Raw genomic sequence first — 13,063 nt, 5'->3', positions numbered from 1 at the left:
CACTTCCACCCGGAAAGGCCCTCTGTGCGCGTCCTTACGATCATTCCCACCTACAACGAACTGGAATCGCTGCCCAAGACGCTCCAGCGCCTGCGGAAGGCCGTTCCGGCGTCGGACGTGCTGGTGGTCGATGACAACAGCCCCGACGGCACCGGCCAACTTGCCGACGGCTTCGCTGCCGAAGACTCCCAGGTCCATGTCCTGCACCGCAAGGGCAAGGAAGGGCTGGGCGCCGCCTACATCGCAGGGTTCAGGTGGGGCCTGGAGGCCGGCTACGACGTCTTGGTGGAAATGGACGCTGACGGCTCCCACCAGCCCGAGCAGCTTCCCCAGCTGCTGGAAGCCGTGGAACAAGGCGCCGACCTGGCCATGGGCTCGCGCTGGGTTCCGGGCGGAAGCGTGGTTAACTGGCCGCTGTACCGCCAGGCCATCTCACGCGTGGGCAGCACCTATGCACGCCTGATGCTCGCACTGCCCATCAAGGACGTCACCGGCGGCTACCGTGCGTTCCGCAGGACCACCCTGGAGAAACTCAACCTGGACCAGGTGGACTCGGTGGGCTACGGCTTCCAGGTGGACCTGGCCTGGCGGGTCGCCAAACTGGGCTTGCGCATCGAGGAACGCCCCATCACCTTTGTGGAGCGCGAACTGGGTGCCTCGAAGATGAGTGGCAACATCGTGGTCGAAGCCATGATCAATGTCACCAAATGGGGATTGGCCGCCCGCTGGAATACGCTGGCCGGCAAGCTGAAGAACAAGCAGGCGTAGGTTTTCCCCAGCCCGCGGATCCCGGCCTCCCGGAGGCACGAAAAAGGGGGTGTCCCCGCACGATGGTGCGGGGACACCCCCTTTTGCGTGGCTGGCCTTAGGCCGAGCGGCGCTCTCCGCGGCGTTCGCGCAGGATGGTCAGGCGGTCCTCGAGGATCTGTTCGAGTTCAGGCAGGGAGCGGCGTTCCAGCAGCATGTCCCAGTGGGTGCGGACTGCCTTGTCATTGCTGGTGTCCGGCTTTTCACCGTCAACCAGGAGCGCTTCCTTACCGGTCTTGGAGACCCACACCGGAGGAATTTCCGCCTCGGAGGAGAACGTGACGAAGACCTGCTCGCCATCTGCGCAACGGTATTCGACCCGCTGGCGCGGAGCCGGCTCAACTCCGGACTCGGTCTCCATGCTCTGCGCACCAAGGCGCATGCCCCGCAGGCTGCGATCGCTCATGATTTCTCCCTCTGGTCGGTTCGCGGATGAAATCTCCGCGCTAGCCGGTGGCACCGTGGCACCGCCGGACTACTTTGTGCACTGTGCTGCATCATAGGATTCAACGCATTACGAAGCTTGGTTGTTCCAGCTGATATTCTCCTGCCGGACAAATACCCAATTATACGTCGGTTATCCCTTACAGGACAAAACGGGGAGGGTTTGGGGCGTGCGCCGCCAGACCCTCCCCGTTTTCCCGTGATGCTTACGGCTGGGACTGCTCACCAGCGGGCAGGTCCTGGAACAGCGGCCCGGCAGCGGACCCTTCCGCACCGGTGCCGCCGAGTGCGTTGCCAATTCCCTTCAGGGCTTCCCCGACTTCGCTGGGGATGATCCAGAGCTTGTTCGCCGAGCCTTCGGCGAGCTTGGGCAGCGTCTGAAGGTATTGGTAGGCCAGCAGTTTCTGGTCCGGGTTTCCCTTGTGGATGGCGTCGAAGACCTTCTGGATGGCCTGCGATTCGCCGTCCGCACGAAGGATGGCGGCCTTGGCTTCGCCCTCTGCGGCCAGGATGGACGCCTGCCGTTGGCCCTCCGCGGTGAGGATGGCCGACTGTTTGGTTCCCTCAGCTGTCAGGATGGCGGCACGGCGGTCGCGTTCGGCACGCATCTGCTTCTCCATGGAGTCCTGGATGGAGTGGGGCGGATCGATGGCCTTCAGTTCCACCCGTGAAACCCTGATGCCCCAGCGGCCGGTGGCCTCGTCCAGGACGCCGCGGAGCTGTCCGTTGATCTGGTCACGGGACGTGAGGGCTTCCTCCAGGTTGAGGCCGCCCACCACGTTGCGCAGGGTGGTGGTGGTGAGCTGTTCCACTGCCTGGATGTAGTTGGCGATCTCGTAGGTGGCCGCGCGCGGGTCCGTTACCTGGAAGTAGACCACCGTATCGATGGAGACCACCAGGTTGTCTTCGGTAATAACGGGCTGCGGCGGAAAGGACACCACCTGCTCGCGCAGATCCAGGAGCGGCAGGAGCCGGTCCACAAAAGGAATCAGGATGGTCAGGCCAGGATTCAGTGTCCGCTGGTATTTGCCGAGCCGTTCAACGACGCCGGCGCGGGCTTGCGGAATGATCCGGACGGACCGGACCAAAACGATGATGACAAAGACGATCAGAACCACCAGCACAATGGCCAGTGCGGTTCCGCCTGCGTTTTCCATACAACTCCTTGTTCCCCAATTGTCAGGCTGTATCTGGACCGGTGCCCGCCGCCGGCGGTACCGAAACCACTGCTGTCGCGCCGTCGATGGCCGCTACGACCACCTTCTGGCCTGCGGGAAGCACTCCCGCGGCGGAGCGCGCACTCCATATGTCGCCGCCGATTTTCACCAGGCCGCCGTCGGACGTCACGGCTTCCATCACCACAGCCGGCTCACCGATCAGCCGGTCCACGTTGGTCCGCTGCTCGGAAGGTCCCTTCTTCAGGTGCGACAGTGCCACGGGCCTGACAAAGGCGACCATGAGCAGGGACACGATGCAGAAGATGACTACTTGGAGCCAGGGGTCCGCGCCGGCGAAATCGGCAACCAGTGCGGCGAGCGATCCACCGCCAAGCATGATGAAAAACAGGTCAAGGGTGATCATCTCGATCACTGCAAACGCCAGGAAAGCCGTGAGCCACAGCGCCCACCAGTTTTCCCCAAGCCATTCGAACACTCCTGCTTCCCCCTTCGTTACGGGGGAGCCGCATCCGCGGACCCGCCTGCAACTGTCTTTTCATCCTAGTCCGCGGACCTGTCCTGTGGGCCCGTTCACAGGGAGTGCAAGGGGATAGTGGCCAAGTCGTTACGGGGCGGCGTGGGTCCTGGACCGGAACACGGAAAGCCGGAATTTTGCATCGGCTTTCACCGGTTCCACGGAGTTCCCGAGCCGGGCAGCAATCTGGTCCCGGTCCAGGTGGTGGCCTGCCGGTCCCATGAAGGCCAGGTCCACGGCGGCCCCGCGGCCCAGTTCCAGCGGTATGTCCACGTCAAGGGTCTTTTCGGGCTCGAAGTGGCTGGCCATCGCCTCAGCCAGCCGCTCATCCTTGCCCTCCTCGATCCCGAGCATCCCGGTGATGGCCGCGATGCCCGCCAGATGTCCGGGCCGCGGTGTCACGACAGCCAGCATCCCCGAGGGGCGCAGGACACGGGCGAACTCTGGGGGGTTTCGTGGAGCGAAGACCACGGTGACCGCGTCCACCGAGTTGTCCGCCACAGGCAGCGGGCGCCAGATGTCCCAGACCAGGTTCGCTGCCTCCGGGTTGAGGCGGGCTGCCCGCCGAAGGGCGAATTTCGAGATGTCCAGGCCAATGGCGGACGCCTGCCGCCCTGCTGCAGCTGCAGCATCGAGGATCTCCCGCAGGTAGTGGCCGGTCCCTGTTCCGGAGTCCAGCACCACTGCCCCTTCCTCCCGCAGGCTTGGTACGACGGCGGACGCCAGGGCCTGCGCCAGCGGCCGGTAGTGCCCGTTCCCCAGGAAGGTGAACCGTGCGGCCACCATCGCGGCACTGTCCGGCTCGAAGGGCGTGCCTTTGCCAACGAGCAGGTTGAAGTAGCCCTGGCGGGCGGCATCGAAGCTGTGCCCATCCGGGCATACCAGGCGGGGTTGGCGTGTTGCCTTCGCCTCCAGGTACTCCAGCGGATGCGAGCAGACGGGGCACAGGAGGGGAAGGTGCGCGGAAGGCATGGGAACCAGTTTAGGCGGGCGGGGCTTTCAGCCCTGCCCGCCCTGTGCCTGTGGAGGGGGAGCGGAAACCGTCAGCCGAGGGAGATGCCGGCGGGCCCTTCGTCGAACCCCAGGCCGTCCTGTGCCTTGTTGATGCCCGCCTCCGCCCAGTGCGCTGCGTACTCGGCGTTGCTGCTCAACGACCGAAGCTGGGCGCGGTCCATGTACAGGATGCCGTCAAGGTGGTCCGTCTCGTGCTGCACGATGCGCGCCTGCCACCCGGAAAACTCCCGCCGCTCCACCGCGCCGTCCGGTGTTGCATACTCCAGCAATACGGCCTCCGGACGCGCCACCACCGCCTGCAACCCGTTGAGGGACAGGCAGCCTTCGTAGAACGACGCGTGTCCGGGCCCAAGCGGCGTGTAGCGGGGGTTGAGGATGGCCAGGAAGTCCAGGGGGCTCCGGTTCCGCAGGGCAGCGGCAGCGGGGTCGATGTCGTACTGGTCCTCCAGGACGGCCAGCCTTAGGGGGATGCCCAGCTGCGGCGCGGCCAGGCCCACGCCCGGCGCCTCGTGCATGATCTGCCGCATGACCCCGATCAGGCGGCCCAGCTGGTCGTCGGAAAGCTGGCCATCGTACTCCGCGGCACGCTGGCGCAGCGCCGGGTGTCCGGCCTGGACGATGGGCGGGAGCGAGCCTGCGGACAGGATCTGCTCAACAATGTCACGGATTTGGCCGGCGCCGGCGGTCGTCGGGGGAACAGTCTGGGTCATGGGAACAGCCTACTGGCGGAGGCGGTGCAGGGACGTTGGGCTAGGGTCTACTGCATGGCTGAAGATCCCTTCCCGGCAGCGACGCCACTGGAACGCGTCCTTGAATTCATCCGGGTCCTTGAACAGGGCGGCGGGGCGGCGGCCATCAGGCCGTTCCTCTCGGAACGGTTCGTGCTCACGGAGGCCCCGCACCTGTTGGCCCCGGAAGGCTCCAGGCGGACGCTGGCGGCAGTGCTTGCCGGCGCTGACCAAAGCCGCGACGTGGTGAAGGACCAGCAGTTCATTGTCCGGCGGACCACGTGTGAAGGCTGCCGGGTGGTGGTGGAAGCCGATTGGTCTGCCACGGTGCTGATGGATCTGCGGTATTGGGACAACGGTGAGACCATCCGGGCCAGGACGTCGTCCGTCTTTGAGGTCAGCGACGGTGTGATCGTAAGCCAGGACAGCTACGACTGCTACTTCCGCTAACCCGGCAAAGGATCTGTGGCCCCGCTGCTAGTGCATGGTGAAGCGCCGGGCGGCCCACTGGTTCACCGCCGGAATTGCGGCGGCCGCGGCAATGCCGGCGGCGCGGATCCGCAGCAGCAGTGGCGGCAGCGGCCTGCCCAGCATCATGTTGACTTCCGCCTGCCTGCGGGCCAGGACGGCGGCACGCCGGCGGTTCTGCTCGAACTTCCTGAACTGGGTGCCGGTGGGTATCCCGGACAGCGCCGCGCAGACCACCGGCACCAGTTCCTGCGCGCCCAGCCAGCCCAGGTTCATGCCCTGCCCACCAATGGGACTGATCTCATGCGCCGCATCACCCAGCAGCACCGACCGTCCGGCGACAGTCCTTTGCGCAATGCCGGAGCGGACGCTGAAGGCGCTCAGCATGGAGTTCGTGGCCGGATCAGGCCGGACACCGGTTCGCCGGCCCACCAGTTCCGCCAGATGGTCGGGCCCTGCTGCCGGTGCCGCCGGCGAGCCCAGCCGCACCACCCAGCGCCGGACACCGCCAGGCAGGGGAAAGGACTCAACGATTCCGTCCGGTTCGAGGAACAGGACGGCCTTGTCCCCGTACTCCGTGCCGTCGTCGAAATCACCCATGAGGTAGTGGTCGGGATAGGTCTTGCGGATCACCGGGACACCCAGCGAGGCCCGCAGCTGGGACCGGGCGCCGTCGGCTGCGACCAGCAACGCCGCGGTGGCACTGCGGCGGGGGTGGGCGGCACCTGCGCAAGCCTCCACGGCTACGGTGACCATCCCGCCGTCGTCCGCAACTCCGGTGACCCTTGAGCCCCTGACGATCGCCCCGGCGTCAAGGGCGAGGACGCGCTCTTCCAGGAGCTGCTCCGTCCTGTACTGCGGAAGGGCCAGCACGAACGGGAAGTCCTTGGATACGTCCTCGAACGTCATGGTTCCCACCGTTTTCCCGCGGCTGACGGCCGTGCCGGCGCGGATGCGTACGCCCTCCTGCACCATGCCGGACGCCACCTGCACCCCCGCCAGGGCCGCGAGTGCCGGAGGGTGGATGCCGATGGCCCGGGTATGCCGGTTCCGCGACTGCCGCTGCTCCAAGACCCTGACCGATACGCCTTCCTGCAGCAATGCCGCAGCCAGGTACAGGCCCACGGGACCGCCGCCGGCGATCAGGACATCGGCATCCATGTCAGTTCTTCCGGTAGGCCAGGACCTGGTGGAAGGCCGACGAGGGCTCCACGGACCAGCCCGGGGGAGCGGAGGCGGCCAGCTCCCCGGGCGTATAGCTGCGGCGGATGGAGGTGAGGCCGTCCGCCCGGATGTAGGACTTCGGGAATGGCAGCGCGGCCACGCCGAAGAGGGCAAAGGCAGCGGGGCTGCGGATGAGGTCGTTATGCAGTGCCTTTTTTGCGGCGAGGACTTCCGAGTCTGCCAGCAGTTGCCGGAGTTCTCGGGGCTCGAGATGGTGCAGGACGTGGTTGGAGATGACGACGTCGAACCTGGCACCTTCCCGGACCAGGTCGCCGCTGTGCGCCTGGCGGAATTCGACGCCCTGGGTGGGGATCCGCCGGGCGGCGAAGGCGGCAGCGCGGGGGTCTGGATCGATGCCGGTGACGTGCATTGGCTTGCCGTCCCGGTTTGCCCAGCGGGCCAGCATCACGGCGAGGTCGCCGCCGCCGGACCCGATGTCCAGCACCGTCACCGGGCGTTGGTCCGGCTTGACGATGGTGCGCAGCTCCCGGCCATACAGCCTCCGCCAGCCGGACAGGACGCGGTTGATGACCCAGAACTGCCGGTAGGTGTTGTCCAGGAGCCGCGCGTCGCAGTCCGCGCGGTCCATCTGCTCGCTCACCCCGGCGGCACGCGTGCGCAGCAGGATCCCCATTCCCTGGTATCCCTTTCAGGCCACCGGCGCTTCTTCGGGCGTCCGGTCCTGGTGCGCCCTCCGCCCATCCTCTGCGGCAATGTCCTGCGGGGTGGCGTCCTGTTCTCCGGCTGCAGACTGCCGGAGCTTGGTGAACAGTCCCGTCTCCACGGTCAGGCCGGGACCAAAGGCCATGGAACAAATGCGCTCGCCGCCGTTGGAATCCTCGTTCCGCAGCGGTTGTTCCAGGATGTACTTGAGGACGAAGAGCACGGTGGCGCTGCTCATGTTGCCGTAGTTCCGCAACGTCTCCCGGGAGGGAACCAGTTGAGCGTCGCTGAGGCCAAGCCGGGACTGGACCTTGTCCAGGATGCTGCGGCCACCTGGATGGATGGCCCAGTGGGGGATTGCGGTGTAGGGGAGTGCCGCCACTTCAGCGTCTTTCGCCAGAAGAGGCTCCAGCGCACCAACGATGTGGTCGTCAATGATGTGCGGCACGTAGTTGCCCAGGACCATTTCGAACCCATGGTCGCCGATGTTCCATGCCATGGAGTCCTCACCGACCGGGGTCAGGACCGTTTCGAAGTGGTCCAGCTTCAGCAGGGCAGTTTCCTCCATCCCAGGGCGGGCCGTCACGACGGCGGCAGCAGCACCATCGGCGAAGAGGGCCGAACCCATGATCGTGTCCGGATCATTGGACGTGCGCACGTGCAGGGAGCAGAGTTCGGCGCAGACCACCAGGACGACGGCGTTCGGGTCCGATTCACAGAACAGCTTGGCTGCGCGGAGTGCGGGAAACGCCGCGTAGCAGCCCATGAAGCCCAGGTGGTAGCGCTGTACCGAAGGGTTGAGGCCGAGTTCGCGGACAACCTTGTAGTCCGGACCGGGATTGAAGAAACCTGTGCAGGAAACCGTCACGAGATGAGTTATGTCAAGTAAATCCAGTTCCGGGGCGGCCCGCAGGGCAGCGCGGGCCGCCTCCACGAACAGCTTGGTGGCTTCCCGGGCGAAGATATCGTTGCGGACCTTGGTGCTGGGGTTCAGCAGGAGCCCGCTGTCCGGGTCATAGAACTGCGGGTCTTCCGAGCGCGATGAGTTGGTGAGTTCGTCGACGGCGGTGAACCTGGTCTCGATCGCTGCGCCGTCAAAGCACGTGTTGACCAGGCGTGAACCGAGACGCGACAGGCCCGGCTGCGCGGCAAAGACATCACGGGCTTCGGACTGGATCAGCTTTGTCGTCGGAACTGCAGTTTCAAGTGAACGCACGTAGACCGTCATCAAGTCATTCTTGACGTGCGCTTGGATAAAGACAATGGTCCGGCGGTTTGATCAGGGCTTTCGCCAGGCTGAGGCAGCGCTGGGGCAGATTTTTGGATGGTCTAATCGCGCTCGCTGCAGGGCGCGGATCGCTGGTGTCTTACCCCTTCCAGGCACCCTCACCGTTGCGCCGATAATGTACATTATGTCAAGTAAAGGCTTTGGATGTTATGTGGCTCGGTGACAGCCCTGGGATTGATCAGTGACGCTGCTGCAGCGAGGCCCCAACTACAGCTCCGGCTCCAAGCCCCAGCAGGCAGCCCCAGAATGGCGTGTGAAAGATCGCCAGGCCCAGGCTGATCCCCAAGGCGGCTCCCACCAGGCTGCAAATCCACAAGGCTTTGTTCACTGTGCCTCCAGTACGGCCGAACTGAATGCGAATCTTCTGCGACCCTACTGCATCCCCATCTCCATCCCTATCCCTATCCCCCACACTCCTAAACGGGGGGCCGCCAAGGGAAGTCGGGTAGCCTCACCCATATGCGCCTGCTGTCGGCCGTCCTAATCTTTTGGACATGGCGGCAGGCCGGCCAGGTCTGCTGCGGGCGCGTTGGAGGCGGTGCCTGCTGACCCCCTCCCGGTTCATGCAGACGGCGGGCTGCGCCCGGTTCTCCTGACACCCCCTAGGACGCCCCATGCGCGAACTCCTTCGCCCCCAAGCCTGCACACATGCTCCCGCGACCTGCCCTGGCTGCCGTTCGGAGATGCGCGAGGAAGCCCTCCGGCAGGCGCCCGGGAGGCCCGTCGTCCTGCTGCGGCCTGCACCGGTCAGAGTCCGGTCTTTGCAGGCCAACGCCGTGGCCTATACCGTCACGGACGTCCTCGTTGAATGGGACGGCGGCGCCGGCTACCACCTCCGCTGGGAGGCAAGCTGGCTTGTCCGCAAGTGCGAGCCCGAAACAACAACAGCCTCTTAGGTTCCCCCTCCGGGGCGATCGAGGGCGTTACGGGGGCTGTACGGGGCGGTTCCGCGAATGCCTTAGGTAGGTAACACCTACGTAACACCCAATAGCGCATTCGGGTATCCCTTACGCGTGTTTGGCCCGTAACCCCAAACCTATCCTCATGCCAGGACGAAGCCCACAACGCTGTCGTCGCTGGTCACTACGGGGTTAGGTCCTGCGCACGTTCAGGACCGTCCGGATCCTTGCTGCAGCTCGAGGAACAGTCGACCAGCCCCTTTCGAGGGCGATTTCGACGCTTTGCAGGTTTCCAGGCAGGGACTCCAATGACAAACCTCTCCCCCCACTTACCCACGGTCCAGCCACCGGTGTTTTTTGACGCCAGCGGAACCCGCTGGCACCGGATTTTAAATCTTCTTTTGGCAGCTGGGCTAACCATTGTCCTGATGATCGGTGCGGTGCTGCCCGCAGCTACGGCGCCCCTTCAACAGGCCCCCTTGAACCAGTCCCCTGACTATCCCCGCCAACTGCTTGCACAACAGGACCTGAAGAATATCCCGAGGGTCGGGTATGAACAGGGCAACGAGATCTTCCACCGCATTGTGCTCGTGGACCGACAGGACGGCATCGACTTGTTGAAGGATCCCTTCAGCAACCAAGTCTTGCGGGAAGCGACAGCGGATGAAGCCCAGGCCATAGGAAACAAACCCTACGCGGTCGAGGCCTATGGCCTGCCTCCGGACCACACCCTGATGCTGACCTTCGATGATGGACCAGATCCCCTCTTCACCCCGCAAATCCTGGACCTCCTGTCTCGCGAAGGCGTCCCCGCAACGTTTTTTGTCGTGGGTGAAAACGTTGTCGAGAATCCCGATATCCTTCGCCGGATGGTCCGGGAAGGGCACATGGTGGGCAACCACACCATGAGCCACATCGACTTTTGGGCCCATGATGATGCGTACAACCGGCAGGAGATCATTGGCGAAGACCGGGTTCTGCGCGCTGCTGACGGCTACGCTTCAAGGCTGTTCAGAATCCCCACGGGTAATCCGGAAAACAACACCCTTGCCCTGCTGCAGTCACAGCAGCTGGGATACCTTCACGTGAACATGGACCTCGACACCCGGGACTGGGAGTACAAGCCCGGGACTGCTGTCCCCACCCCGGACCTGGATGGGCTCGGACACGTCATGCTGGTGCACGACGGTGGTGGTGACAGGACGGCGACCATCGAGATGCTGAAGGACTTTATCCCCAAAGCGAAGGCACAGGGCTACCGCTTCACCACATTGGAGCCCATGCTGCCGGCCGGATTCGTCCCCCAGCACAGCATCAGCGCCGGCCTCCAGGACAACCTGACCTTTGGAGCCCTCACCGCTTACCTTGTGACGCCCAGCCTGGTCATGAACTGGCTCTTCTGGTTCGGTGTCGGGTCACTGACCATCCTGACATTCCTCTTCGTTGTACTTGCCCTTATCAACAATTCCAGGCAGAAAAAAAGGAAATGGGACCCAACCGACATCAAGGACTGGCCTTTTGTCAGTGTGGTCCTACCGGTCTTCAACGAGGAACTGGTGGTCACTAAGACACTCGATGCCCTCAAAGCCAGCGATTATCCGCACTTTGAAGTGGTAGCGGTCAACGACGGGTCGACCGACGCCACCCTGGAGGTCCTCAACAGCTACGCCGAAGGCTGGCCGCAGCTCCGCGTCCACACCCAGCCCAACAGGGGCAAGCCTGCGGCCAGCAATTATGGAATCTCCCAGTCACGGGGAGAAGTCATCGTGACGTTGGACGGTGACACATTGTTCGAACCCCAGACGATCAGGATGCTGGCCCGCCACTTCGTGGCTCCGTCGGGGAAGAAGGAAGTAGGCGCCGTCGCCGGGCACGTGAAGGTGGGTAACCGGCGGAATCTCGTAGCAGGCTGGCAAAGCCTTGAATACCTGTCCGGCATCTGCGTCACCCGAATGGCCGAGGGCCTGATGGGAGCCATCTCGATTGTCCCGGGTGCCTGCGCGGGGTGGCGCCGGGAGGCGCTGGTCAAAGCAGGCGGATACTCTGACGCAACGCTCGCGGAAGATGCCGATTTGACGCTGTCCCTCCAGCGGCTGGGCTACAGCATCGTCCAGGAGAACAATGCCGTGGCATGGACTGAGGCCCCGCTCACGCTCAGGGGGTTGTTCAAGCAGCGGCTGAGGTGGACCTACGGCAATATCCAGACTCTCTACAAGCACCGCTCGATGCTGTTCAACCCAAAGTACGGCCCGCTGGGCATGTTGACCATGCCCTATGCACTGGTCTCGGTCCTGGTCCCGCTGATTTTTATGCCGTTGGCTGTGGCGGTGGCAGTCCTTAGCCTTGCCCGTGGTGAATGGCAGGCCATCGCCCTGTTCTCTGCCTTTGTCACTACTACACACATGGTGGTCTCTCTCGTTGCGGTGATCATGGTGCATGAGAGCCCGCTCCATCTGCTGGTCGTGCCCATCTACCGGCTTATCTATGAACCCCTGCGTGCGTACGTCGTCTTTGGTGCAGCACTCCGGGCACTGCGTGGATCCGCCGTGGGATGGTATAGACCGCAGCGGACCAACAGCGCTACGCTGCCATCCTCCGCTACGGAAGCCCGGGCACTGTCCCGGACCTCCGCGTGAGCTGCCAAGGATGAAGGACTTGCTGCGCTTCTCTTCGTTGATTCCGGTCCTGCTCGGGGCGGCCCTTGCCCTGGCCGGCTGCAGCAGCACGCAGATGGAGGGCACGGGCCCCGGAAATGGAACCACCCCAGGCCAAGCAGCCCCGGGATGGTTTGGAGGGTACGTTGATGTCACCCTTCCCCCGGGCCCGAAACTGCAGAATACGGCTGCCGGACGCGCCACGATGGTACTCGCCTTTATTACTGAAGATCCGGGCCGGCGGTGCACGCCCTCCTGGGGAGGAACGTTGAGCCTTGATGATGCAGACAGCAAGCTGCAGCTCGACTCGAAGATCCGCCAGTTCCGCGCCGCAGGCAACGACATCGCAGTTTCCTTCGGTGGACAACGCGGGCAGGAGCTCGCCGCAGCCTGCCAGGACGCCGATGCTGTTGCGGACGCCTATCGAGCCGTCATCAACCGCTACGCACTGGACGTAGTGGATTTGGACATCGAAGGACAGGCCAGCGGGCCCGGCGCCGCCGACGTGCGCGCCAGGGCTATCGCCCGGCTCCAGGCAGAGCGGCCGGACGGACGTCCCCTCCGGGTCTGGTTAACGCTCCCCGTAGCAAGGGACGGGCTCAGCAGCGCCGGTAAGACCAGCGTGCAGACGATGCTCGACGCCGGCGTTGAGCTGACGGGGGTCAACATCATGACGATGAACTTCGGCCCCCTCCCGAACGGCGAGAACATGCTCAGCGCATCACGGCATGCAGCAGAAGCCACCTACAAGACGCTGGAGCAGCTGTACTCCGAGGCGGGCAAACCGGCGGAGGCCGGAAATGTGTGGAAGAGTATTGGACTCACTCCCATGATTGGAGACAACGATGTGGAGGGCAACTTGTTCTCCCTGCAGGACGCCGCGGGCCTGAACAGCTTCGCCAACGAACACCAAGTGGGCCGCCTGTCCCTTTGGTCAGTTAACAGGGACACGGCTTGCAGTGCATCCGGAAAGGAAGAACAGCAGAGACCGTCCGTTTACTGCAGTGGCACAAACCAGGAACCCGGCGACTTTGCCCGGGTGCTCAGTAACGGCTTTACAGGCAGCAGTTGATCACCGTGCCGCAAGAGACGTTTAATCCTCGCAGCGGGACATTCGGCGGAAGCGGGAGGTTGCGGATGGGCAGGCGTGCCTTGGCTGCGGCAGTTTCCTGCTGCGTTGCG

The 13,063-nt window shown here is 64.2% G+C and carries 13 protein-coding genes; 5 read left to right on the top strand and 8 right to left on the bottom strand.

The genetic code is table 11. From position 1 onward, the window contains the following. Positions 1–24: 24 nt before the first annotated feature. Positions 25–768 carry a polyprenol monophosphomannose synthase gene (locus tag ACTHQS_RS08810; protein WP_440167875.1) on the top strand — a complete coding sequence of 248 codons (744 nt, stop codon included), beginning with the start codon at positions 25–27 and terminating at the stop codon, positions 766–768. A 97-nt stretch (positions 769–865) separates the two neighbouring features. Here the strand turns inward: ACTHQS_RS08810 and ACTHQS_RS08805 are convergent, their stop codons facing one another. The 5 genes from ACTHQS_RS08805 to ACTHQS_RS08785 all read right to left on the bottom strand — a co-directional run bounded on the left by ACTHQS_RS08805 (position 866) and on the right by ACTHQS_RS08785 (position 4,667). Next, positions 866–1,213 carry an RNA polymerase-binding protein RbpA gene (locus tag ACTHQS_RS08805; RefSeq protein ID WP_026266052.1) on the bottom strand — a complete coding sequence of 116 codons (348 nt, stop codon included), beginning with the start codon at positions 1,211–1,213 and terminating at the stop codon, positions 866–868. 244 nt (positions 1,214–1,457) lie between these two features. Beyond that, positions 1,458–2,408 carry an SPFH domain-containing protein gene (locus ACTHQS_RS08800; protein WP_440167873.1) on the bottom strand — a complete coding sequence of 317 codons (951 nt, stop codon included), beginning with the start codon at positions 2,406–2,408 and terminating at the stop codon, positions 1,458–1,460. Between the two features lie 22 nt (positions 2,409–2,430). Continuing rightward, positions 2,431–2,904: an NfeD family protein gene (locus tag ACTHQS_RS08795; protein ID WP_440167871.1), complete on the bottom strand. Its 474-nt coding sequence runs from the start codon at positions 2,902–2,904 to the stop codon at positions 2,431–2,433. Positions 2,905–3,033: 129 nt separating this feature from the next. Beyond that, the gene (locus tag ACTHQS_RS08790) at positions 3,034–3,915 is read right to left on the bottom strand and encodes a putative RNA methyltransferase (protein WP_440167869.1); all 882 of its coding nucleotides are present in this window, start codon (positions 3,913–3,915) and stop codon (positions 3,034–3,036) included. 71 nt (positions 3,916–3,986) lie between these two features. Further along, positions 3,987–4,667 (bottom strand): peptide deformylase, encoded by a 681-nt coding sequence (locus ACTHQS_RS08785; RefSeq protein ID WP_440167867.1) that lies wholly within the window; start codon positions 4,665–4,667, stop codon positions 3,987–3,989. A gap of 54 nt (positions 4,668–4,721) precedes the next feature. Here ACTHQS_RS08785 and ACTHQS_RS08780 point away from each other — a divergent pair, with 54 nt between their 5' ends. After that, positions 4,722–5,135: a nuclear transport factor 2 family protein gene (locus tag ACTHQS_RS08780; protein ID WP_440167865.1), complete on the top strand. Its 414-nt coding sequence runs from the start codon at positions 4,722–4,724 to the stop codon at positions 5,133–5,135. 27 nt (positions 5,136–5,162) lie between these two features. Here the strand turns inward: ACTHQS_RS08780 and ACTHQS_RS08775 are convergent, their stop codons facing one another. The 3 genes from ACTHQS_RS08775 to ACTHQS_RS08765 are packed head-to-tail and all read right to left on the bottom strand — an operon-like array spanning position 5,163 to position 8,268. After that, entirely contained in the window at positions 5,163–6,314 is a 1,152-nt protein-coding gene (locus ACTHQS_RS08775) for an FAD-dependent oxidoreductase (protein WP_440167863.1), read from the bottom strand. 1 nt (position 6,315) lies between these two features. Further along, entirely contained in the window at positions 6,316–7,011 is a 696-nt protein-coding gene (locus ACTHQS_RS08770; protein WP_440167861.1) for a class I SAM-dependent methyltransferase, read from the bottom strand. A 15-nt stretch (positions 7,012–7,026) separates the two neighbouring features. Next, positions 7,027–8,268: a type III polyketide synthase gene (locus tag ACTHQS_RS08765; protein ID WP_440167859.1), complete on the bottom strand. Its 1,242-nt coding sequence runs from the start codon at positions 8,266–8,268 to the stop codon at positions 7,027–7,029. 743 nt (positions 8,269–9,011) lie between these two features. On the opposite strand from ACTHQS_RS08765, the gene ACTHQS_RS08760 reads away from it, so the two are divergent. From ACTHQS_RS08760 to ACTHQS_RS08750, 3 genes are all read left to right on the top strand, one after another. Beyond that, positions 9,012–9,224 carry a hypothetical protein gene (locus ACTHQS_RS08760; RefSeq protein ID WP_440167857.1) on the top strand — a complete coding sequence of 71 codons (213 nt, stop codon included), beginning with the start codon at positions 9,012–9,014 and terminating at the stop codon, positions 9,222–9,224. Between the two features lie 404 nt (positions 9,225–9,628). Further along, positions 9,629–11,863 (top strand): bifunctional polysaccharide deacetylase/glycosyltransferase family 2 protein, encoded by a 2,235-nt coding sequence (locus ACTHQS_RS08755; RefSeq protein ID WP_440167855.1) that lies wholly within the window; start codon positions 9,629–9,631, stop codon positions 11,861–11,863. Between the two features lie 286 nt (positions 11,864–12,149). Then, entirely contained in the window at positions 12,150–12,953 is an 804-nt protein-coding gene (locus ACTHQS_RS08750; protein WP_440167853.1) for a chitinase, read from the top strand. Positions 12,954–13,063: the final 110 nt, after the last annotated feature.

The sequence above is a fragment of the Arthrobacter sp. SAFR-044 genome (assembly GCF_051965175.1).
Lineage (GTDB): Bacteria > Actinomycetota > Actinomycetes > Actinomycetales > Micrococcaceae > Arthrobacter.
Note: the sequence above shows the minus strand (reverse complement) of the source record. Positions and strands in the feature narration are given on the sequence as shown.

What these genes read in the sequence shown, in the direction of transcription:
- ACTHQS_RS08805 (WP_026266052.1), bottom strand. Translation starts at nt 1,213, where the DNA reads ATGAGCGATCGCAGCCTGCGGGGCATGCGCCTTGGTGCGCAGAGCATG.
- ACTHQS_RS08800 (WP_440167873.1), bottom strand. Translation starts at nt 2,408, where the DNA reads ATGGAAAACGCAGGCGGAACCGCACTGGCCATTGTGCTGGTGGTTCTG.
- ACTHQS_RS08790 (WP_440167869.1), bottom strand. Translation starts at nt 3,915, where the DNA reads ATGCCTTCCGCGCACCTTCCCCTCCTGTGCCCCGTCTGCTCGCATCCG.
- ACTHQS_RS08785 (WP_440167867.1), bottom strand. Translation starts at nt 4,667, where the DNA reads ATGACCCAGACTGTTCCCCCGACGACCGCCGGCGCCGGCCAAATCCGT.
- ACTHQS_RS08780 (WP_440167865.1), top strand. Translation starts at nt 4,722, where the DNA reads ATGGCTGAAGATCCCTTCCCGGCAGCGACGCCACTGGAACGCGTCCTT.
- ACTHQS_RS08775 (WP_440167863.1), bottom strand. Translation starts at nt 6,314, where the DNA reads ATGGATGCCGATGTCCTGATCGCCGGCGGCGGTCCCGTGGGCCTGTAC.
- ACTHQS_RS08770 (WP_440167861.1), bottom strand. Translation starts at nt 7,011, where the DNA reads ATGGGGATCCTGCTGCGCACGCGTGCCGCCGGGGTGAGCGAGCAGATG.
- ACTHQS_RS08765 (WP_440167859.1), bottom strand. Translation starts at nt 8,268, where the DNA reads ATGACGGTCTACGTGCGTTCACTTGAAACTGCAGTTCCGACGACAAAG.
- ACTHQS_RS08760 (WP_440167857.1), top strand. Translation starts at nt 9,012, where the DNA reads ATGCGCGAGGAAGCCCTCCGGCAGGCGCCCGGGAGGCCCGTCGTCCTG.